This is a genomic window from Cytobacillus gottheilii, from assembly GCF_018582665.1.
Classification (GTDB): Bacteria; Bacillota; Bacilli; order Bacillales; family Cytobacillaceae; genus Cytobacillus; species Cytobacillus gottheilii.
The window spans coordinates 1,941,195-1,962,981 of record NZ_CP071709.1; the positions used below are offsets into that span (position 1 = coordinate 1,941,195).

A 21,787-nucleotide genomic window follows, 5' to 3' on the forward strand; every position below is an offset into this window, starting at 1 on the left:
TATGACCATCTTACATACTTTATCACTTTAAAGCGGTGTGAGTTCAACTTTTAGAAGTTATAAACCATTAGCATGATTGTATATACTGGAGGAATTGAAATTGGAAAATAGAATTGTGAATGTAGTCGGCGCCGGTTTGGCTGGCAGTGAAGCAGCTTGGCAAATTGCGAATCGTGGAATCCAAGTTCGCTTATATGAAATGAGACCGGTTAAACAGACACCTGCTCATCATACAGATAAATTTGCAGAATTAGTGTGCAGCAACTCTTTGCGTGCAAACAATTTAACTAATGCAGTAGGGGTATTAAAGGAAGAAATGAGAAATCTAAACTCTGTGATCATAAACTCTGCAGATCAGAGTGCAGTTCCAGCTGGGGGAGCACTTGCAGTTGACCGCCATGACTTTGCTGCCCGTGTCACAGAGCAAGTGAAGAATCATCCAAATGTAACGGTCATTCAGGAAGAGGTAACCGAAATTCCAGAAGGTCCAACTGTTATCGCAACTGGACCGCTGACTAGTCCTGCATTATCAGAAAAGCTAAAGCAGCTTTCCGGTGAAGATTACTTATACTTTTATGATGCTGCAGCACCGATTATTGAGAAAGACTCAATCAATATGGACAAGGTGTACTTAAAATCCCGTTACGACAAAGGTGAAGCAGCATACCTAAATTGTCCAATGACCGAAGAGGAATTTGAAACGTTTTATCAGGCATTAGTATCTGCAGAAACGGTTCCTTTAAAAGAATTTGAAAAGGAAATCTTTTTTGAAGGCTGTATGCCAATCGAAGTAATGGCGGGCCGCGGTAAAAAGACCATGCTATTTGGTCCAATGAAGCCGGTTGGTTTAGAGGATCCTAAAACAGGAAAACGTCCATATGCAGTCGTACAGCTTCGCCAGGATGATGCAGCGGGAACTTTATATAATATTGTAGGTTTCCAAACGCATTTAAAATGGGGACCGCAGAAAGAAGTTCTTCGTTTAATACCAGGTTTGGAAAACGCTGAAATTGTACGTTATGGTGTGATGCACAGAAACACATTTATTAATTCTCCTAAAGTTCTGCGTGCAACATACCAATTCCAGAATCGTTCTGATCTGTTCTTTGCGGGACAAATGACTGGAGTGGAAGGATATGTTGAATCAGCAGCTAGCGGACTAGTAGCTGGAATTAACGCAGCAAGAATGGTTGAAGGGAAAGAGCCGCTTGAGTTCCCGCACGAGACTGCGATTGGCAGCATGGCACGATATATCACAACTGCTAATGCGAAAAACTTCCAGCCGATGAATGCAAACTTTGGATTATTCCCTGATTTACCAGTGAAGATTAAAGGGAAAAGTGAAAGAAATGAACAGCATGCAAATAGAGCATTACAAACAATTCAGAACTTTGTGAAAAATTTGTAAAGTTTCTTGCAAGAGCTGCTGATGTGTGATACTATTTAGTAGCTCTTGCGAGGTGATTTATTTGAATGTAAACGTTTCTTTAGATCTATTTATTGAATATTTACAAATCGAAAAAAATTATTCACAGTATACCATCGAGCATTATCATTATGATATTCGGGAATTTTTTTTGTTCATGTCTGAACAAGGAATTGAAACAATCAGCCAAGTTCAATATAGTGACGTGAGAATTTTTTTAACAGACCTCTACAATAAGAAGCTGAAAAGAAAATCAGTAGCAAGAAAAATTTCATGCCTACGCAGTTTTTTTAAATTTCTCGTTAGGGAAAAGATCATCGTGGAAAATCCATTTTCACTAGTGTCTATCCCTAAAAGTGAGAAAAGGCTGCCGCAGTTTTTTTATGAAGAAGAGCTCCAGGTATTATTCGAAGCCTGTGAAACAGATACAGCTTTAGGGCAGCGTAATAAAGCCCTGCTTGAACTTCTATATGCAACTGGCATGCGTGTAGGGGAATGTACAAAGATTCGATTGAAAGACTTAGATTTTCACATTTCTACCGTACTTGTGCATGGGAAAGGAAGCAAGGATCGTTATATTCCATTTGGCAGCTTTGCTCAGGAAGCATTGGAAGCTTATATACATAATGGCAGAAAAGAATTGCTGAAAAAAGGCGGAGAAGATGATCATTTGTTTTTAAATTATCAAGGGAAGGGAATCAGTGAAAGAGGGATTCGCAATGTCCTTGATAAGTTGATCGAGAAATCGTCTCTAAATGGAAAGATTCACCCTCACATGCTGCGCCACACCTTTGCTACGCACCTATTGGCAAATGGAGCAGATATGCGGACTGTACAAGAGCTATTAGGACATGCTTTCTTATCTTCTACACAGGTTTATACACATGTAACAAATGAATATTTGCGGAATACCTACATGACTCATCATCCTAGAGCTTAAATTTTGTCATAACTGTTTCGTTTTTTGGTTATTAATGAATATAGATCTTTTTAATGGGCGCTTGTTCCCTATTAAATAAATGACTCTCCAGAAGGAGGAATTAGGATGTCTCAATTTCATGCAACAACAATCTTTGCTGTACAGCATAATGGTGAATGTGCCATGGCTGGTGATGGACAGGTTACATTTGGAAATGCTGTAGTAATGAAGCACACAGCAAAAAAGGTGAGAAAACTTTTTAATGGAAAAGTGGTTGCCGGATTTGCTGGATCTGTTGCTGATGCATTTACATTATTTGAAAAGTTTGAAGGAAAGCTTGAAGAATATAATGGCAATCTGCAAAGAGCAGCTGTTGAGCTTGCAAAAGAGTGGAGAAGTGATCGAGTACTCCGAAAGCTTGAAGCAATGCTGATCGTAATGAATAAAGAAGGTTTATTACTTATATCAGGTACAGGGGAAGTCATTGAACCGGATGACGGCATTTTAGCCATTGGTTCTGGAGGTAATTATGCGCTTTCAGCAGGGAGATCTTTAAAAAGATATGCAGGTGAGCATTTAACTGCAAAGGAAATTGCTAAAGCATCTCTTGAAACGGCTGCGGAAATTTGTGTGTATACAAACCATAATATCGTTGTAGAAGAATTATAGAGAGGAGTGCTCAATATGGCAAAAGGAACAAATTTAACACCAAGGCAAATTGTTGATAAGCTGGATCAGTATATTATTGGGCAAAAGGACGCAAAGAAGGCAGTTGCTGTTGCATTGCGCAATCGCTATCGCAGAGCATTGTTAGATGATCAGCTCCGTGACGAAATCAGTCCGAAAAATATCTTAATGATCGGGCCAACAGGAGTAGGTAAAACGGAAATTGCCAGACGGATGGCTAAATTAGTTGGCGCACCTTTCGTAAAAGTTGAAGCAACAAAGTTTACCGAAGTTGGTTATGTAGGCCGTGATGTTGAGTCAATGGTAAGAGATCTGGTTGAAACTTCTGTAAGGCTTGTCAAAGAGGAAAAGATGGCAAGTGTGAAAGAGCGTGCAGAAGAAAATGCTAATCGCAGACTTGTATCTTTATTAGTGCCAAGCAGCAAGAAAAATACTTCCTATAAAAATCCGCTTGAGATGCTTTTTGGCGGCGGAAATGAACAAGCTGAACAGGAACAATCTAATAGTGAAGATATTTCCCTGCAAGAAAAAAGAAAAGTCATCAAGATGAAGCTAGAACTTGGCGAACTTGAAAACGAAATGATTACTGTGGAGGTTGAAGAACAGCAGCCTTCAATGTTTGATATGCTCCAAGGGTCAGGAATGGAGCAAATGGGCATGAATATGCAGGATGCATTAAGCGGTTTTATGCCTAAGAAGAAAAAGAAGCGTAAGCTGACTGTAAGAGAAGCAAGAAAAGTCTTAACAAATGAGGAAGCTCAGAAGTTAATTGATATGGATGAGGTTGGCCAGGAAGCCGTCTTTAGAGCTGAACAATCAGGGATCATCTTTATTGATGAAATCGATAAGATTGCCAGCAAAAATAACGGAGGTTCTTCGGCGGATGTATCGCGTGAAGGTGTGCAAAGAGATATCCTGCCAGTTGTAGAGGGATCAACAATAGTGACCAAATACGGCTCCGTGAAAACGGATCACGTACTCTTCATGGCTGCAGGAGCATTTCACATTGCGAAGCCTTCTGACCTGATACCAGAATTGCAGGGGCGTTTCCCGATTCGTGTTGAACTGACAAAGCTGACTGTTGACGATTTCTTTAAAATCCTTGTTGAGCCGGATAATGCGCTGATTAAACAATATCAAGCTTTATTGGAAACAGAAGGTATACAAATTGAATTTTCTGACGATGCTATTCGTAGGATTGCTCAATTTGCATTTGATGTGAATCAAAATACAGATAATATCGGTGCGAGACGACTTCACACCATTCTGGAAAAACTGCTTGAGGACTTATCCTTTGAAGCGCCGGAAGTTACTTTAGAAAAGATTTCAATCACTCCTCAATACGTTGAAGAGAAACTTGGTGCCATTTCACGTGATAAGGACCTTAGCCAATTTATCCTGTAAGTCGTTTTTAAAGCAAAGAGTAAGGGTATTATGAAAACACTCCTGCATTGAAATAGGATTTAATGAAGAGTTTTTAGCTAGGCTTTTTCCAGCAATATGTACAAACATAGGTTCTTCGAGAAACTGTAAAATGTACCTGAAAACAGCCTCAAAATATGATAATTGTTAATTGTGTTAGCAAATAGGAGGAAGTAAGAATGGATTTATTATCAAAAACAAGAAAGATTAATGCAATGCTTCAAAAAGCTGCTGGGAAACCGGTTAATTTCAAAGAAATGGCTGAAACGCTAAGTGAAGTCATTGAAGCGAACATTTTTGTTGTTAGCCGCCGCGGTAAGCTTTTAGGCTATGCAGCTAATCAGCAAATTGAAAATGAGCGTATGAAAAAAATGCTTGAAGAGCGTCAATTTCCTGAAGAATATACAAAAAACTTATTCAGCATTCAAGAAACTTCATCAAACTTAGACATCAATAGCGAATATACAGCTTTCCCTGTGGAGAATAAAGATCTGTTCCGTGAAGGTTTAACGACGATCGTACCAATTATTGGCGGCGGGGAACGTCTTGGAACATTGATTTTGGCTCGTGTACAAGAACAATTCCATGATGATGATTTAATTTTAGCTGAATACGGTGCAACAGTTGTTGGAATGGAAATTCTTCGTGAAAAAGCTGAAGAAATTGAAGAAGAAGCTAGAAGCAAAGCAGTTGTTCAAATGGCAATCAGCTCACTTTCTTATAGTGAATTAGAGGCGATCGAGCACATCTTTGAAGAATTAAATGGAAATGAAGGATTACTTGTAGCTTCTAAAATTGCTGACCGTGTCGGCATCACTAGATCTGTTATTGTTAACGCTTTGAGAAAGCTTGAAAGTGCTGGTGTTATTGAGTCACGTTCATTAGGAATGAAGGGAACTTACATCAAGGTTCTTAACGATAAATTCTTATTCGAGCTTGAAAAATTGAAGTCAAACTAAAAACTTCAAAAAGTATCCAGTTGAACTGGATGCTTTTTTTTTATACTATCAAGATTGTAGACCATACAGTTAAAAACAATGCACGATTCAAATCGGGGATTTCCTAAATTAAAATCCAGCCCGGACTATAAGAAAGTTTTTCCTTATTCTTTCAACTATAGTTCGGGTTTTTATCTGCCTATTACTGGTTTTCTATAGGAACATTCAATTTCAAGATGAGGTAAATACTGTTCCAGTCTCTATTTATTTCTATTTATATTTCATTTGTTACGAAAAACCAGTGAAAGTATATTTAGTTGAAAAATAGTAGGTTAGTCTTATAACAAGGTGTAACTTTATCCATTTGAGTAAAAACTCCTATATTGTGTTTGTGGCTATTACATCATATAATCGCAGTATGCCTATAATTCGACAAATAGCGCGCTTTGCGTTTTTATGATAAGAGAGAATAGTCTTATACAAAAATTAATGAAAATAGTCCGAATGAATCACTAAAATTAACATAATGCACATAGACTTATTATTTCAAATTCATTACAATAAGATTTAAGTTGAAAATTGTCGTAATTCGTCGGAGAATATGTGTTTTTTTCAGATAATTATTGATTAAGGAATATGAGGTGGCAAAATTGAACTTGTTTTCAGGTACGATCTCGACGATTGAAGGTGCGTTAAATTACTCATCACAAAAACAAAAAGTGATCTCTCAAAATATAGCTAATGTGGATACACCGGGTTATAAGGCGAAGGATGTCAGCTTTAAAGACACTTTAAATCAAGCGATGGCAGGGGCTCAGAAAGCATATCGAACGGATGCCAGGCATTATGATTTTAAAACAAATGCTGCTGCAAACGGAATTGTGTCACAAAGAAACGTTTCTTATAACGAATCAGGCAACAGTGTCGATATTGACAAAGAAATGTCTGATTTAGCCACAAATCAAATTTACTATAATGCGCTTGTTGACCGGATGAGCGGTAAATTATCAAGTCTGCAAAACGTTCTTAAGGGAGGCAGATAATCATGACAATTTTTCATAGTATGAACAATACGTCTTCTGCCTTAACCGCTCAAAGACTTCGTATGGATGTTATCTCATCTAATATGGCAAATGTTGATTCAACAAGAAGTTTGAATGGCGGAGAAACATATCGCAGGAAATCAGTCGTATTGCAGCCGAAAGAAGGACAATTCTCGTCATTTCTAAATAAAGCAATGGGACGATCCAGTCAAACTGGAATAGGAAACGGTGTGAAGGTAACGGAGGTAGTAGAAGATGAGACGCCATTTAAAATGGTGTATGACCCTACTCATCCAGATGCCAATGAGGATGGCTATGTGGAGATGCCGAATGTGGATCCACTTAGAGAGATGGTTGACCTTATGAGTGCAACTAGATCTTATGAAGCGAACGTAACCGTATTTAATGCGTCTAAAAATATGATGATGAAATCATTAGAGATTGGGAAGTAAAGGAGGGATTGCTAAATGAATAATGTAACATTTTCGCCCGTGTCGCAATCTGTACAAAACATAAACAATACAACAGTGAATCGTACTACACCATTCGAAGCGCAGAAGGATTTTGCGTCCGTCCTTAAGGATTCTATTAATAAAGTTAATGAAACACAAATTGAATCTGACAAACTAACTGAAAAATTAGCTCGCGGAGAAAACGTTGATTTGCATCAAGTCATGATTGCTTCACAAAAAGCGAGTGTAACAATGACAGCTACTCTTGAAATACGGAATAAAGTGATCGAAGCATATCAAGAGATGATGAGAATGCAAGTTTAATAGAAAAGAATAAAATTTATTTGGACTATGCGCCCACAATGCATATACAGCTATAGCTTCTGAGAAGACATGAATTTAAGAAAATAGAAATGAATAATGAATTTTTTCTGAGAGGCTATGGCGGAACCATCGGGGGGTAATGATGAAAGAATCGTTTCAAAATTTCATAACAAAATTAAAAGAGTTTTGGAGATCGCGTTCAAAAAAGCAAAAAACTTTATATATCGGTTCTTCTATTCTTTTAATTATATTAATAATTGCCGGTTCAATCTGGGCAACTTCTACAAGTTTCGTTCCTTTATACAGCAATCTATCGCCATCGGAAACAGGGGCAATTAAAGAGAACTTAACGGCAAGGGGTATACAGTCTGAAATAGCTAATGACGGTACGACCATTTTAGTACCAGAAGAGATGGCTGATACGTTACTGGTTGAACTTGCTGCTGAAGGTCTGCCTAAATCAGGCGGCATAGATTATTCCTTCTTTAGCCAGAACGCTGGAATTGGAATGACAGAAAATGAATTTAATGTATTGAAGCTGGATGCTATGCAGACGGAGTTAGCAACGTTAATCAAAGGGGTCGATGGGGTTAACGATGCAAAGGTTATGATTAACCTTCCTGAGAAAGGCATCTTTGTTAATGATTCAACAGAAGCAGCATCTGCTTCTATCGTGCTTGATACAAAACCTGGTTATCAGTTTGAGGACTCACAAATCCAGGCTTTGTATCATCTTGTTTCAAAAAGTGTACCAAACCTACCTACTGATAATATCGTCATCACTAACCAATATTTTGAGTACTTTGATCAAAAAAATAATGAAAATTCTCCAGGGTCTACTTTTGCTGCACAGCATGAGATCAAAAAAGAAATTGAACGCGATGTGCAAAGACAAGTTCAAAGCATGCTTGGAACATTAATGGGACCAGACAAAGTGGTTGTTTCTGTTACTGCTGATATTGACTTTACCCAGGAAAACAGAGAAGAAAACCTTGTTGAGCCTGTTGATGAAGAAAATATGGAAGGCATCGCGATTAGTGCGCAGAGAGTTACAGAAACCTTCACTGGGAACGGAGATCAAGCTGGCGGAATTCCGCAAGGAGAAGATCCAGCAGATGCGTTAGGCACCACATATGTAGAAGGTGCTGAAGGAAATGGCGATTATGAACGAATTGAAGAGACAATTAACAATGAAGTGAATAAAATTCGCAGAGAAATTGTTGAAAGTCCTTATAAAATTAGAGATTTAGGCATCCAGGTTATGGTTGAGCCTCCTACTGCTGATGACCCTAACTCACTGCCGCAGGAACGAATTAATGATATTACCCAAATGTTAGGAACGATTGTAAGAACTACAATCAATAAAGATTCTGTAGAAGGAGAAATCACCGACGAAGCATTGCAAGATAAAATTCTTGTATCTGTTCAGCCGTTTAATGGCAAGGTGGAATTTTCTGAAGAAGCAGCAGCTGGCCTGCCATGGTGGGTTTATGCTATAGGCGGATTATTAATTTTAATTATCGCCGTTTTAATTTTCCTCTTTATTCGAGCTAGAAAGAAAGCGAATGATATCGCTGAAGAAGAAGAGGTTCTTGCTGAACAAAGGACATTTAATGTTCCGGACGTGAACGAAGAGACTGAAACAGAAGGTACTTTACGCCGCAAGCAATTAGAAAAGATGGCAAAAGAAAAGCCGGAAGACTTTGCTAAACTATTAAGAACTTGGATCGCAGAAGACTAAGGGGGGACTAAATCGTGGCAAGAAATGAACAAAAAGAATTAACAGGCAAGCAAAAAGCGGCCATTCTGCTAATCTCCCTTGGGCCTGATGTTGCTTCATCGGTATACAAGCATTTAAGTGAGGAAGAAATTGAAAAACTCACATTGGAAATTTCCGGGGTCAAAAAAGTGGAATCAGAGGCAAAAGAAGAAATCCTTGAGGAGTTTCACCAAATAGCACTAGCACAAGATTATATTTCACAAGGCGGAATTGGCTATGCGAAAACAGTCTTAGAAAAAGCTCTTGGTACAGAACAAGCGTCAGTCATTATCAACAGACTGACTTCTTCATTGCAGGTACGTCCATTTGACTTTGCCCGCAAAGCAGACCCTGGACAAATTTTCAACTTTATACAAAACGAGCATCCGCAGACAATCGCATTGATTCTTTCTTATTTAGATTCAGCGCAGGCGGGACAGATTCTTTCAGAACTGCCTCAGGAAATGCAGGCTGATATCGCAAGAAGGATCGCTGTAATGGATAGCACATCACCGGAAATCATCAACGAAGTAGAACAAATACTTGAAAGAAAGCTTTCAGCAACTGTTACACAGGATTATACGCAGACAGGCGGAGTTGAAGCGGTTGTAGATGTATTAAATGGTGTGGATCGTGCGACAGAAAGAACGATTCTTGATGCATTAGAAATTCAGGATCCTGAATTAGCCGAAGAAATTAAGAAAAGAATGTTCGTCTTTGAAGATATTGTTACACTCGATAATCGCGCTATCCAGAGAATTATCCGTGATTGTGAAACTGAAGATCTTATGCTTTCGCTGAAAGTATCCAGTGACGAAGTTAAAGAAATTGTCTTTAGCAATATGTCTTCGAGAATGGTTGAGACGTTTAAGGATGAAATGGAATACATGGGTCCTGTAAGACTGCGTGAAGTTGAAGAAGCACAGTCAAGAATTGTCGGCATCATCCGCAGACTAGAAGAGTCCGGTGAAATTATCGTGGCCCGTGGCGGAGGAGATGACATTATTGTCTAGACTATATAAGGCTATAAATGACATCCCTGAAAAAGACCAAAAGATCATTAGAATTAAAACATTTGAAAATACAGAAGGCAGCCCTGAGCTGAGAAACCATGCACATACAGAAGCTGAGATTCAGCAGATCCTATCCCATGCAAAAATGGAAGCAGAGCAAATGCTGAATGCAGCCAGAGAAGAAGTTAATAGGCTGGAAGAGCATATGCAAACAGAGCGGGAATCTCTACAGCAGGAAAAACAGGCATTGTTTGAGCAAGCTCAGTCTGAAGGGTATAGTGCAGGCTATGAAGATGGCAGGCAACAAGGTTATCACGATTATGCAGAGTATATAGCCCTTGCTCAACAGACAGTCGATCTCAGCAAAAAAGACTATGAATCAACTGTAGATCAAGCTGAAAGGACGATTCTGCAGATCGGCATCAAGGTTGCTTCAAAAATTATTAACGAAGACCTTTCGGGAAATGCAGAACATTATATTTCATATGTAAAACGTGCTCTAAAAGAAGCAAGGGAACAAAGTGATGTTCAGCTTCATGTGCACCCGACACAATACGAGCTGCTAGTAAACCATAAGGATGAACTAATGGCTGTGTTTCCGAAAGAAACAAAATTGTACATTTTTCCAAATGACGAATTGCCTGAAAGCAGCTGTGTAATAGAGTCTGAAAGCGGCCGAATAGATGCTGCTGTTGATAGTCAGCTAAATGAAATAAAGGTCAAGCTGTTTGAAAAATTGGAGAGTGACCATTAATGCAGATGAATGATGCACTGGATTATCTTGATGAAATAGACAGCTTTAAGCGATACGGAAGAGTAAATCGTGTGGTGGGGCTAATGATTGAATCTCAAGGTCCAGAAAGTTCTATCGGTGATGTCTGCTATATCCATATTGGAAAAAAGAAAAAATCAACCATATTGGCTGAAGTAGTTGGATTTAAAGGTGAAAATGTCATCCTAATGCCTTATACAGAACTTAATGAAATTGCACCTGGCAGTTTAGTGGAAGCAACGGGCAGTCCCTTAGAAATTAAAGTTGGTTCTGCATTAATTGGAAAGGCGATTGATTCATTAGGAAGACCGCTTGATGAGAGCAGTTTGCCAAGAGGGCTAACTAGTGTCCCTACTGATCAAAATCCGCCAAATCCGCTAAAAAGGCCGCCGATCCATGAGCCGATTGAAGTTGGAGTACGTATGGTTGACAGTTTGCTATCTGTTGGAAAAGGACAGCGTGTAGGTATTTTCGCGGGAAGCGGTGTAGGAAAAAGTACCCTGCTCGGTATGATCGCGCGTAATACAACTGCCGACTTAAATGTCATTGCTCTAATAGGTGAACGTGGCCGTGAAGTACGTGAATTTATTGAAAAAGACCTGGGACCTGAAGGGTTAAAAAGATCTATTGTTGTTGTTGCTACTTCAGACCAGCCTGCATTAATGCGGATTAAAGGTGCATATACGGCAACAGCCATAGCCGAGTATTTTCGAGATAAAGGCTTAAACGTTATGCTAATGATGGACTCAGTCACCCGTGTAGCAATGGCACAGCGTGAAGTTGGACTGGCAGTTGGAGAACCTCCTACGACTAAAGGGTATACACCATCTGTCTTTGCGATTCTGCCTAAGCTCCTTGAGAGAACGGGTACTAATGAAGTCGGAACTATTACGGCATTTTACACGGTGCTTGTTGATGGTGATGATATGAATGAACCGATTGCAGATACAGTGCGAGGAATTTTGGATGGGCATTTTGTTTTAGATCGTGCTCTTGCCAATAAGGGTCAATATCCTGCCGTTAATGTATTAAAAAGTGTCAGCAGGGTCATGAATCAGATCTCAGCACCCGCACATGTGCAAGCAGCTGAAAGGCTGCGTCAATTCTTAAGTATTTATATCAATTCAGAAGATCTGATAAACATTGGGGCATATAAAAAAGGATCATCTGCAGAAATCGATGAGGCCATTAGACTTTATCCGCTGATTACAGCATTTTTAAAACAGAGGACACATGAAAAAATATCGATTGACGAAAGCATTCAGCAACTTTATCGCATTACCGGGAAAGGAGACTGACCCAAGTGCAGTTTCAGTTTAAATTCAATAAAGTACTGTCCATCCGCGAACGTGAAAAAGATGAAGCATTTGAGCTTTATAACCAATCTGTTAAACGATTTGAAGATGCTGCTGAGAAGCTTTATGAATTGCTTAAGAAAAAAGAGGATTTGGAATCCCTGCAATCAGAAAGATTACTAAGCGGTTTGCCTGTCCAAGAAATCAGACATCATCAGCAGTTTGTAGGCAACCTGGAAAAGACCATTCATCATTTTCAAAAGATGGTGATGAATACAAGAAGTCAAATGAATTATTTTCAGGATCGATTAATGGAAAAAAATATAGAAGTGAAAAAATACGAAAAGATAAAAGAAAAAAGCAAAGAACATTTTTATGAGGAATTAAAACAGCTAGAGGGCAGACAAATGGATGATATTTCGATACAGCATTTCGTCAATCGAGGAAATTAGGTGGTCGAATGGGAAAAAAGAATGAACTTGAAGGAAATCAAAATACAACAAGCAAGTTTCAAAAGTTTCTATATTGGTTTCTAATTCCCCTGCTTTTTGCGCTTGCAGTTATGCTGCTTGTTTTCACTTTACTTGGTCACAACGTTTTCCAAGTCACGAAAGAATATGGACAAAAAATTCCTATTCTTTCTTCTCTCTTTACTGAAGATCAAAATGCCAGTATGGAAGAATTTGAAAACAAAGTGTTTGAGCTTGAAGCCGATATAAAAGACAGGGAAGCTAGAATTACACAGCTTGAAGGACAGCTGGAAACAAAGGACCTTGATATAGAGCGAGCACAGCTTGAAAAGGAAAGATTACAGCAGGAAATAGATGAACTTAGAGCAATTCGGGATGAAAATAAACGGGCCTTTAAGGACATTATTAAAACCTATGAAACGATCTCCGCCAAAAAAGCTGCTCCAATTATCACAGAAATGGAAGATTCTGAAGCAGTGCGCATATTAGCAAATGTCAAACCGGATACGCTGGCATCAATTATGGAAAACTTAGATCCGGCAAATGCTGCACGAATGACAGGATTGCTGACAGCTGCAAAAGAAAACGAGGATGGTGCTGAGTAATTCTGCTTCCACGTAGAAGGGAGGTGAAAAAATGCAAGTTGCAGGATTAGGATTAATCAACAGTTTAAAAGCTTCCGGCAATAAATTTGCAGCTGGGGATGGAGCTGAAGGCTTTACTTCTATGCTAGCAGGTTTAATGGGAGGCAAAATAACCGCTCAATCAAACGAAGACAATCTTAATGGCGTAAAAGACATGACGGAAGCTGAATTGGCTGAATTTCTCGCTTTGTTTAATACTGATCAGCTTCTCGATTTAGAAAATGGTCTAGAGCTTTTTTCTAAAATAATGATGGAGTCCGATCAGTCACTACTGCAAATTCTTTCAGAAGAGATGGGGATTACATTAGAGGAACTTGGTGAACTTCTCACAAAGTTATTAGCTTCGTTTAAACAAGAAGGAAACAGCGGCGCGTCTGAAGAGGCTGACGCTGAACTGGATATCGAAATGGAAGGTAAGGAAGGTCAAGAACTTCAAAACATGGAATTGGCTATTATGCAGATGCTTGAAAAATTGGCTGCAGTAAAGTCTGCTTCATTTAATGGAAGTGGTGATCGAGACTTTCTGATGGGAATGAAAGCCGTTAAGCTTTTTGACCTCTTATCTGCACATCAGGATATCGCTGGGAAAGACGTAAACCTAAAGGATTTCTTAAAAAGTTTTCATGATGGGCTTCAGGAATTGATGAGTACAAAATCAGCAGCTAATCGTGAAATGGCCTTTAAATTATTTTCTGGAGTATCAGAAGAATTGTCAGACCAGCTTAATTCAAATGCAACTGGCTTAGAGACGTTTAAACCAAAAACGGAAGGTTTATCTGCTGGTTTTCTGCAATTCCAGCAAATGGCAAAACCTGAACAACTGACCCTAATGTTGAGTCAAAACGGAAAACCAGTTTCCACACAGCAGCTCATGCAGCAGTTTGAGTCAATTCTGGCCAAAAGTCATTTAATGAAAAATGGTGAAACTCAAAGACTATTTATTAAATTAAATCCAGAGCATCTAGGTGCTTTAAGAATTGAATTAATCCAAAAAGATTCGACGATGATTGCAAGAATACTAACTTCAACTGCAGCCGCTAAAGAAGCACTAGATGCGAACTTAAACGGATTAAAAAATGCATTTTCTGCGCAGAATCTTCAAGTAGAGAAAGTGGAGATTACCCAGCAGATGAATCAGCAGGAAAGATTCTTTCATAAAGAACAGCAATCTGAACAAGAGCGCCAGCAGTCTCGACAGCCAGATAAACAGCAGCAGGAAACTGAAAATAGCTTTGGAGACTCCTTTGAGGAAGCATTATTGAATACGGAAGCGTAGGTGAGAAAATGACAAATTCTATTGATTCTGCTTTATTGCTGTCAAACTATCAAAATCAAACAAAAAAAACGGGCAGTGATGTGTTAGGAAAAGATGACTTTTTGAAGATTTTAATGGCACAGCTGCAAAACCAGGATCCTTCAAGCCCAATGGAAGATAAAGACTTTATTGCGCAAATGGCTACTTTTTCATCATTAGAGCAAATGACAAACATGAATACAACACTTCAAAGCTTTCTGAAAATGCAGGAGCAAAGCCAGATGATCTCCTACAATGCTTTTATTGGAAAAGAAGTGAGCTGGCATAAAGTATCTGAAACAGAAAGTGAAAATGATGTCCCAGTCATTGAAGAAGGAACTGGAAAAGTAGCTTCCATTCAATTCAAGGATAATAGCGTGAATTTTATACTTGAAGATGGAACTAAACTGACTCCAGCTAACATCTCACAAGTAAATGAAACTTCGAAGGAAAATGCGATGCTTCAAGCAAGCATGATGATTGGCAAAACAGTAACATATCTGGATGCTGATAAAAAGGAGCATATCGCTTCTATTCAGTCTGTGTCCTTCAAAAATGGCAAAACATCTTTCCAGCTTGATGATGAAGCCAAAACAGCTATTTCTTCTTCACAGATTGTAAAAATTGAATCTTAAAAGGAAGCGATTGGATGAGCAACTATATGTTTCGTCCGATTCATACCCAGCCGGTTATAAAACCGCAGCCACAACAGAAACTACAGCAAAAGGCCGCTGAGAAGCCCTTTACAGAGCATTTAAAATCAGCATTAGGCGCCAATGAGAAGTTATTGATTAGCAAACATGCTAAAGAACGACTGCAGCAGCGTGGCATTACCATTGACGATGAAAAGTGGAAAAGCATTGAAAGTAAAGTGTCAGAAGCCAAAAGAATGGGTGTAAAAGAAGCACTTGTATTGCTGAAAGATGCAGCTCTAATCGTTAGCGCGAACAATCAAACCGTTATTACCGCCATGGATCGGACAGAAGCCGAATCACAGATTTTTACTAATATTACTGGAACAATTGTAATGGACTAAATGGCTGGACCTTAAGAAGGAAGCCAACACCTGCCGACTGACAGACGCAGGTAATATGGGAGGAGAAAAAAACATGCTACGTTCAATGTATTCAGGAATAAGCGGGATGAAAAATTTTCAGACAAAGTTAGATGTTATTGGTAATAATATAGCAAACGTGAATACCTATGGCTTTAAAAAAGGGCGTGTAACGTTTAAAGACACAATGAACCAGACGGTTGCAGGCGCGAGTGCAGCACAGGAAAACCGCGGTGGTAAAAATGCGATGCAGGTAGGTCTTGGTTCTACTCTTGCTACAATTGATACCATTCACACGGGTTCAAGCTTACAAACAACTGGACGCTCATTGGACTTGGGTATTGATGGAGATGGCTATTTCGTTGTAAGTCAAGGTCAATCACAATATTACACAAGAGCAGGAAACTTTTATTTAGATGATAACGGCACTCTTGTGAATGCAGACGGTTTAAAGGTTCAGTCTTATGAAAATGGTGTTTTAAGTGATATCACAGTCAATGTTAATGCAATGCTTCCTGCTGTGGTAACAGATGAAATTACCCTTGAAGGCAATTTGCCATCAGATGCAAGTGGAGCAAATGAATTAGTACAGCAAATTAAAGTTGTAGATGCAAATGGTGATGCACAGGTTCTGGATTTGGAATTTAAAGGAACGGGCAACAACTGGACTGTTCAATTGTGGAATAGAAATGTCGATCCTGCACAGCCTAGTCCTGCAACTCCGCAAGCAATTACGTTTCCGAATCAGGCGAACTCCAATATTGCATTGAGTGGATTTACTCCTGCACAAAACGTAACGCTAAATTTTAGCGGTCTAACAAATCAGCCTGGTTCTATCACAGCAATGGCAAATCCAAACGGAAACACTGCTGGTATGCTGGAAAGCTTTAATATCGGTTCTTTAGGTGAAATTAATGGTGTATATTCAAATGGTGAAATTGGGACACTAGGCCAGCTTGCTATTGCTAAGTTCAGTAACGGATCTGGTCTTCTAAAAGCAGGAAACAGCTTATTCCAAGAGACTGTTAACTCTGGTGTTGCCAATATTAATGTTGCAGGTGAAGGTAGAGGAGTTGTCGCAGCCGGGTCACTTGAAATGTCAAATGTTGACCTTTCCGAAGAATTTACAGAAATGATTACTGCACAGCGCGGATTCCAATCCAATACACGTATCATTACAACTTCAGATGAAATACTGCAGGAACTTGTTAACCTAAAACGATAGATTAAGGGAGGGACAGGGTTAAAGGCAGCTCGTCTTTAACCCTGAAAATCAAAGTGATAAAAGTATCTCGGTTAAATGGAAAATCATTTATACTTAATGCCCTGTTAATTGAAACAATAGAATCTTTTCCAGATACAACGATAATGCTCACAAATGGACGTAAGTATGTTGTAAAAGAATCAGAAGAACAAGTATATGCTATGATAACATCACTATATAAAACAATAGGCCTTGCAGGAATGCAGCATGCGGGAGGCAATGAAGATGAAGAATAATAAACTGTTAATGATCATGATATTTATACTTATTGCCATAGCGCTTGTTGGGGCTATTGTGTATTTTACTGTCACAAATCTTAATGCAGGACCTGAAGAAGAAAAGGAACCTTCCATTGATGAGGTCATTGAAGCTTCAGTTGAAATTCCGGAGATTACGACCAACTTAGCAAGCGGTGAATATTTGAAAATTTCCTTTATGGTTCAAACCGATGACAAAAAGGCAAAGGAAGAACTGGAAAAGCGCAGTTTTCAAGTGAAAAATATTATTATTCAGGAACTTGCTGATATGAACGCGGAAGAAGTTCAAGGAAAAGACGGTCAGCTTTCCCTGCAGGAAAATTTAAAAGCTAAGGTCAATGAATTAATGCAAGAGGGACAAATCGTGAAAGTCTATATTACAGAATCCCTCCTCCAATAAATAATTGAAATCATCTACTTACATTCTAAATGGAGGTGGGAACATGAGTAGTGAAGTTTTGTCGCAAAATGAAATTGATGCATTGCTGTCGGCTATATCGACAGGCGAGATGGATGCTGACGAGCTGAAAAAGGAACAGAGTGAAAAGAAGGTTAAGGTTTATGATTTTAAAAGAGCTCTGCGCTTTTCAAAAGATCAAATCAGAAGTTTAACAAGAATACATGAGAACTTCGCAAGATTATTAACAACCTTCTTTTCTGCTCAGCTTAGAACATATGTCCAAATCTCAGTAGCATCAGCCGATCAGATACCATATGAAGAATTTATCCGCTCAATCCCGAAAATGACGATACTGAATGTATTTGAAGTACCGCCGCTTGAGGGAAGAGTTTTAATAGAGGTTAACCCAAACATCGCCTATGCTATGATGGATCGAATGATGGGCGGGCGCGGCACCAGCTTAAACAAAGTTGACAATTTAACGGAAATTGAAACGAAAATAATGTCTAATACATTTGAAAAAGCGTTTGAAAACCTGCAGGAAGCTTGGAGTACGGTTGCAGAGATTGATCCGATTCTGTCGGATTTTGAAGTAAATCCGCAATTTTTGCAAATGGTATCTCCCAATGAGACGGTAGTTGTTATATCATTGAATACGACAATAGGTGACACAAGCGGTATGATCAATATTTGTATTCCGCATGTTGTCCTAGAACCCATTATTCCGAGGTTATCTGTTCACTATTGGATGCAGACTGAGAAAAAGGATCGGGTGCCAGGGGAACTGGAACGGCTTGAGAAAAATATCCAGCGGGCAGAGGTGCCGATTATTAGTGAGCTTGGAAGCTCAGATATTTCCGTTCAAGACTTCCTAATGCTTGATATCGGTGATGTCATTGAATTAGACAGGACAATTGACCAGCCGTTAATAATCAAAATTGGTGACGTTCCTAAATTTACAGGTCAGCCAGGAAAGATAAACAAAAAGCTTGCTGTGCAAATTTTGGACATTGTGAAAGGGGGAGAAGAGAATGATGAGTGATGGCATGCTTTCACAAGATGAAATTGATGCACTCTTAAGAGGAACAGATGGTGATCAGCCTTCAGAAAAAGAAGCTGCTGAATTAAATATTGATGAGTTAATCTCACCTATGGAACAGGATGCTTTAGGAGAGATCGGAAATATCTCCTTTGGCAGCTCAGCTACTGCTTTATCTGCTCTATTGAATCAAAAGGTAGATATTACAACACCTACTGTCTCCGTCATTCTTAAAAAAAGGCTAATTGAGGAATTTCCTCATCCATATGTGGCCATTCAAGTTAGCTATACGGAAGGTTTTTTAGGAAGTAACCTATTGGTCATTAACCAAGAAGATGCGGCTGTTATTGCTGATTTAATGCTTGGTGGAGATGGGAAAAACCCTTCTGACTTATTGGATGAAATTCGATTAAGTGCTGTGCAGGAAGCCATGAACCAAATGATGGGTTCTGCTGCCACTTCCATGTCGACGATTTTTGGAAAAAAGGTTGATATTTCACCACCAACTATCGATTTATTAAATTTACCAGATGGCGAGGGTATGGAAACAATTCCGCCCGATGATAAATTAATTAAAATTTCTTTCCGTTTAAAAATTGGTGATCTGATTGATTCAAATATTATGCAGCTTCTTCCGCTTAGCTTCGGAACGAAACTGGTCCATGAATTAATGAATCCAGGTTCTGAAACAGACTCAGCAAGCAGTCCTGAACAACCTGCTGCTGTAGAGTTGAACAAACAGCAAGAGACTGTTCATGAATCACAACACACTGCACAGTATACAATGCAGCCAGAGCAACAGCCAGTACCTCAAGCTCAGCCGATGCCGCAGCATCAAGCTCCGCCGCAAGCCCAGCAAATGCAGCAGCAAAGCTACCAGGCTCCGCCGCAGCATATTGGCACAAGCTTTCAGGGCAGCATTCAGCCCAACGTTCAGCCTGCTGTGTTCTCGGAGTTCGATCCATACCAGAATCAGCCTGCAGAAACTAAAAATCTGAACATGCTGCTGGATATTCCGCTTCAGATTACCGTGGAGCTAGGAAGAACAAAACGCTCTGTCAAAGAAATTTTAGAACTTTCCGCAGGATCGATTATTGAATTGGACAAGCTTGCTGGTGAACCGGTGGATATTTTAGTCAACAACCGCTTAATTGCCCAAGGTGAGGTAGTGGTTATTGACGAAAACTTTGGAGTTCGGGTGACAGATATTATCAGCCAGACAGACAGAATTAAAAAACTGAAATAAACAATTAGAATAATGGGGGTAATGTTGGAAATGTCGCACAAAATATTAATAGTAGATGACGCAGCATTCATGAGAATGATGATTAAGGACATTTTAACGAAAAATGGTTTTGAAGTAGTAGGAGAAGCTGCAGACGGTGCACAGGCTGTAGAAAAATATAAAGAAACATCTCCTGATTTAGTAACTATGGATATCACAATGCCTGAAATGGACGGAATTACAGCATTAAAAGAAATTAAAAAAATTAATCCTAACGCAAAAATTATCATGTGTTCTGCAATGGGTCAGCAGGCAATGGTTATTGATGCCATTCAAGCTGGCGCGAAAGACTTTATTGTTAAGCCATTCCAGGCTGATCGTGTAATCGAAGCAATTTCAAAAACGTTAGGATAAAGACTAGAACATATAGAGGGTGCAAAGCGTTGTTAAAAAAAGGACTGCAAATCGTCATGCCGGTTCTTTTCATCTTTGCTGTGCTGGGGCTGCCAATAACAGCCTCAGCTGAGCAAATTGAAAGTGTGAAGGACTATTTAGAACAAAAGGGCGATAGTGAAAAGACCGAAAGTACAGAGGAACAAGAAGAAACAGATACAGGTGCAGAAACAGAGCCAGAAACAGAAACTCCAGGGCAAGTTGCTGAAGCAGACAATATTGGATTTAGCTTTTGGGATGTTTTTAAAATGATTGCTGCAACCATCTTTGTTGTCGGTCTCTTATATGCACTTTTAAAAGTCATCAATAAGAGAAATAGGACCTTCCAATCAACACAATTAGTGGAAAACCTAGGAGGAACTTCTTTAGGCAATAATCGATCCATTCAAATTATTAAAGCTGGAGAATCATTGCTTATTGTCGGTGTTGGTGAGAATATTCAGGTTCTGAAGGAAATTAATGATCCGGACGAATACAGCCAAATGCTCTCAATTTATAACAGCAAAATGGATCAGCTTGTTCAGCCAAGCGATATTGTGACAAAGGCAATAAATGCTCTGAGAAATCCTCAATCGCAAAAAGAGAAAGGGAACAGCTTTCAAACGATCCTAAAAAAACAAATGGATGACATGGCGCAAAGCAGAAAAAAGATCCTTGATGAAATGAAGAAGAAAGGATCTGACGACCAATGAATGAGTTTATGGAAATATTTAATGGCAGTTCGCCTGAAAATGTCTCGACATCTGTAAGGCTTGTCTTATTGTTGACCGTCTTGTCTTTAGCGCCAAGCATTCTGATATTAATGACATGTTTCACAAGAATCGTGATTGTTCTCTCCTTTGTCAGAACGGCGCTTGCTACACAGCAAATGCCACCAAACCAAGTAATTATTGGATTAGCTCTGTTTTTAACCTTTTTTATTATGGCCCCAACCTTTCATGAGGTAAATGAACAGGCGCTGACGCCATTATTTAACGAAGAAATTAACTTAGAAGAAGCCTACGAACTTGCTGCTGTTCCTTTTAAAGAGTTTATGAGTGCCCATACCAGGCAAAAGGATCTTGCATTATTTTTAGAATACTCAGGAGCAGATACACCGGAAACAATTCAGGATATCCCTCTGACCGCGCTCGTGCCTGCCTTTGCCATTAGTGAAATCAAAACAGCCTTTCAAATTGGTTTTATGATTTTTATTCCATTCCTTGTCATTGATATGGTAGTAGCAAGTGTGCTTATGTCGATGGGGATGATGATGCTTCCGCCAGTGATGATCTCTCTCCCATTTAAAATTCTATTATTCATATTGGTAGACGGCTGGTATCTAGTTGTAAAATCTCTTCTACAAAGTTTTTAAGCAGGTGAAAAAATGACGCCAGAAGCAGTAATCTCAATTGCCGAGCGCGGTGTAATGACAGTTTTATTAATATGCGGACCATTGCTTATTTTGGCGCTAGTTGTCGGGTTGGTTGTCAGTATATTTCAGGCGACCACGCAAATCCAAGAGCAGACATTAGCATTTATACCGAAAATAGTTGCCGTTTTTGTTGGCTTAATCTTTTTCGCGCCATGGATGTTAAGTCACTTAATATCCTATGCAAATGAAATTTTTACAAATTTAACAAGGTATGTAGGTTAAC

General features: G+C 39.2%; 26 protein-coding genes. All 26 read left to right on the top strand.

Going from position 1 to position 21,787, the window contains the following annotated elements:
* The first annotated feature begins 100 nt into the window (after window positions 1-100).
* The 26 genes from trmFO to fliQ all read left to right on the top strand — a co-directional run bounded on the left by trmFO (window position 101) and on the right by fliQ (window position 21,786).
* On the top strand, window positions 101-1,408 hold the full coding sequence (gene trmFO / locus J1899_RS09610; protein WP_214478507.1) for an FADH(2)-oxidizing methylenetetrahydrofolate--tRNA-(uracil(54)-C(5))-methyltransferase TrmFO: 1,308 nt from the start codon (window positions 101-103) through the stop codon (window positions 1,406-1,408).
* A gap of 55 nt (window positions 1,409-1,463) precedes the next feature.
* Window positions 1,464-2,366: a tyrosine recombinase XerC gene (gene xerC / locus J1899_RS09615; RefSeq protein ID WP_214478802.1), complete on the top strand. Its 903-nt coding sequence runs from the start codon at window positions 1,464-1,466 to the stop codon at window positions 2,364-2,366.
* 105 nt (window positions 2,367-2,471) lie between these two features.
* Window positions 2,472-3,014, top strand: a complete 543-nt coding sequence (gene hslV / locus J1899_RS09620; protein WP_066446621.1) for an ATP-dependent protease subunit HslV — start codon at window positions 2,472-2,474, stop codon at window positions 3,012-3,014.
* 15 nt (window positions 3,015-3,029) lie between these two features.
* Window positions 3,030-4,436, top strand: a complete 1,407-nt coding sequence (hslU, locus tag J1899_RS09625; protein ID WP_214478508.1) for an ATP-dependent protease ATPase subunit HslU — start codon at window positions 3,030-3,032, stop codon at window positions 4,434-4,436.
* 197 nt (window positions 4,437-4,633) lie between these two features.
* Window positions 4,634-5,413 carry a GTP-sensing pleiotropic transcriptional regulator CodY gene (codY, locus tag J1899_RS09630; RefSeq protein ID WP_066446616.1) on the top strand — a complete coding sequence of 260 codons (780 nt, stop codon included), beginning with the start codon at window positions 4,634-4,636 and terminating at the stop codon, window positions 5,411-5,413.
* 629 nt (window positions 5,414-6,042) lie between these two features.
* Entirely contained in the window at window positions 6,043-6,435 is a 393-nt protein-coding gene (gene flgB, locus J1899_RS09635) for a flagellar basal body rod protein FlgB (protein WP_214478509.1), read from the top strand.
* Window positions 6,436-6,437: 2 nt separating this feature from the next.
* On the top strand, window positions 6,438-6,887 hold the full coding sequence (gene flgC, locus J1899_RS09640) for a flagellar basal body rod protein FlgC (RefSeq protein WP_066446612.1): 450 nt from the start codon (window positions 6,438-6,440) through the stop codon (window positions 6,885-6,887).
* Window positions 6,888-6,902: 15 nt separating this feature from the next.
* A complete protein-coding gene (gene fliE, locus J1899_RS09645; RefSeq protein ID WP_066446610.1) occupies window positions 6,903-7,211 on the top strand; it encodes a flagellar hook-basal body complex protein FliE in 309 nt (102 codons plus the stop codon).
* A 142-nt stretch (window positions 7,212-7,353) separates the two neighbouring features.
* Window positions 7,354-8,952, top strand: coding sequence for a flagellar basal-body MS-ring/collar protein FliF (gene fliF, locus J1899_RS09650; protein WP_066446608.1), 1,599 nt, complete (start codon window positions 7,354-7,356; stop codon window positions 8,950-8,952).
* A gap of 14 nt (window positions 8,953-8,966) precedes the next feature.
* On the top strand, window positions 8,967-9,983 hold the full coding sequence (gene fliG / locus J1899_RS09655) for a flagellar motor switch protein FliG (protein WP_066446606.1): 1,017 nt from the start codon (window positions 8,967-8,969) through the stop codon (window positions 9,981-9,983).
* Entirely contained in the window at window positions 9,976-10,737 is a 762-nt protein-coding gene (gene fliH, locus J1899_RS09660; RefSeq protein WP_214478510.1) for a flagellar assembly protein FliH, read from the top strand. Before fliG ends, fliH begins: the two co-directional genes overlap by 8 nt.
* On the top strand, window positions 10,737-12,053 hold the full coding sequence (fliI, locus tag J1899_RS09665) for a flagellar protein export ATPase FliI (RefSeq protein WP_214478511.1): 1,317 nt from the start codon (window positions 10,737-10,739) through the stop codon (window positions 12,051-12,053). Before fliH ends, fliI begins: the two co-directional genes overlap by 1 nt.
* A gap of 5 nt (window positions 12,054-12,058) precedes the next feature.
* Window positions 12,059-12,502 carry a flagellar export protein FliJ gene (gene fliJ, locus J1899_RS09670; protein ID WP_066446598.1) on the top strand — a complete coding sequence of 148 codons (444 nt, stop codon included), beginning with the start codon at window positions 12,059-12,061 and terminating at the stop codon, window positions 12,500-12,502.
* A gap of 8 nt (window positions 12,503-12,510) precedes the next feature.
* A complete protein-coding gene (locus J1899_RS09675) occupies window positions 12,511-13,125 on the top strand; it encodes a MotE family protein (protein WP_066446594.1) in 615 nt (204 codons plus the stop codon).
* 31 nt (window positions 13,126-13,156) lie between these two features.
* On the top strand, window positions 13,157-14,440 hold the full coding sequence (locus J1899_RS09680; RefSeq protein WP_214478512.1) for a flagellar hook-length control protein FliK: 1,284 nt from the start codon (window positions 13,157-13,159) through the stop codon (window positions 14,438-14,440).
* An 8-nt stretch (window positions 14,441-14,448) separates the two neighbouring features.
* Window positions 14,449-15,093, top strand: coding sequence for a flagellar hook assembly protein FlgD (gene flgD, locus J1899_RS09685; protein WP_214478513.1), 645 nt, complete (start codon window positions 14,449-14,451; stop codon window positions 15,091-15,093).
* Between the two features lie 14 nt (window positions 15,094-15,107).
* A complete protein-coding gene (locus J1899_RS09690; RefSeq protein ID WP_066446588.1) occupies window positions 15,108-15,494 on the top strand; it encodes a TIGR02530 family flagellar biosynthesis protein in 387 nt (128 codons plus the stop codon).
* Between the two features lie 73 nt (window positions 15,495-15,567).
* Window positions 15,568-16,737: a flagellar hook protein FlgE gene (locus J1899_RS09695; protein ID WP_214478514.1), complete on the top strand. Its 1,170-nt coding sequence runs from the start codon at window positions 15,568-15,570 to the stop codon at window positions 16,735-16,737.
* Between the two features lie 53 nt (window positions 16,738-16,790).
* A complete protein-coding gene (locus J1899_RS09700; RefSeq protein ID WP_151572591.1) occupies window positions 16,791-17,012 on the top strand; it encodes a flagellar FlbD family protein in 222 nt (73 codons plus the stop codon).
* Window positions 17,002-17,433, top strand: a complete 432-nt coding sequence (fliL, locus tag J1899_RS09705; RefSeq protein WP_214478515.1) for a flagellar basal body-associated protein FliL — start codon at window positions 17,002-17,004, stop codon at window positions 17,431-17,433. The genes J1899_RS09700 and fliL overlap by 11 nt, the downstream gene beginning before the upstream one ends.
* Before the next feature lie 43 nt (window positions 17,434-17,476).
* On the top strand, window positions 17,477-18,475 hold the full coding sequence (fliM, locus tag J1899_RS09710; protein WP_066446580.1) for a flagellar motor switch protein FliM: 999 nt from the start codon (window positions 17,477-17,479) through the stop codon (window positions 18,473-18,475).
* The gene (fliY, locus tag J1899_RS09715; RefSeq protein ID WP_214478516.1) at window positions 18,465-19,718 is read left to right on the top strand and encodes a flagellar motor switch phosphatase FliY; all 1,254 of its coding nucleotides are present in this window, start codon (window positions 18,465-18,467) and stop codon (window positions 19,716-19,718) included. The genes fliM and fliY overlap by 11 nt, the downstream gene beginning before the upstream one ends.
* A 30-nt stretch (window positions 19,719-19,748) precedes the next feature.
* Window positions 19,749-20,111 (top strand): chemotaxis protein CheY, encoded by a 363-nt coding sequence (gene cheY, locus J1899_RS09720; protein ID WP_151572071.1) that lies wholly within the window; start codon window positions 19,749-19,751, stop codon window positions 20,109-20,111.
* 29 nt (window positions 20,112-20,140) lie between these two features.
* Entirely contained in the window at window positions 20,141-20,842 is a 702-nt protein-coding gene (locus J1899_RS09725; RefSeq protein ID WP_246586631.1) for a flagellar biosynthetic protein FliO, read from the top strand.
* Entirely contained in the window at window positions 20,839-21,504 is a 666-nt protein-coding gene (fliP, locus tag J1899_RS09730; protein WP_066446572.1) for a flagellar type III secretion system pore protein FliP, read from the top strand. The genes J1899_RS09725 and fliP overlap by 4 nt, the downstream gene beginning before the upstream one ends.
* Before the next feature lie 12 nt (window positions 21,505-21,516).
* Entirely contained in the window at window positions 21,517-21,786 is a 270-nt protein-coding gene (gene fliQ / locus J1899_RS09735; protein WP_066446570.1) for a flagellar biosynthesis protein FliQ, read from the top strand.
* Window position 21,787: the final 1 nt, after the last annotated feature.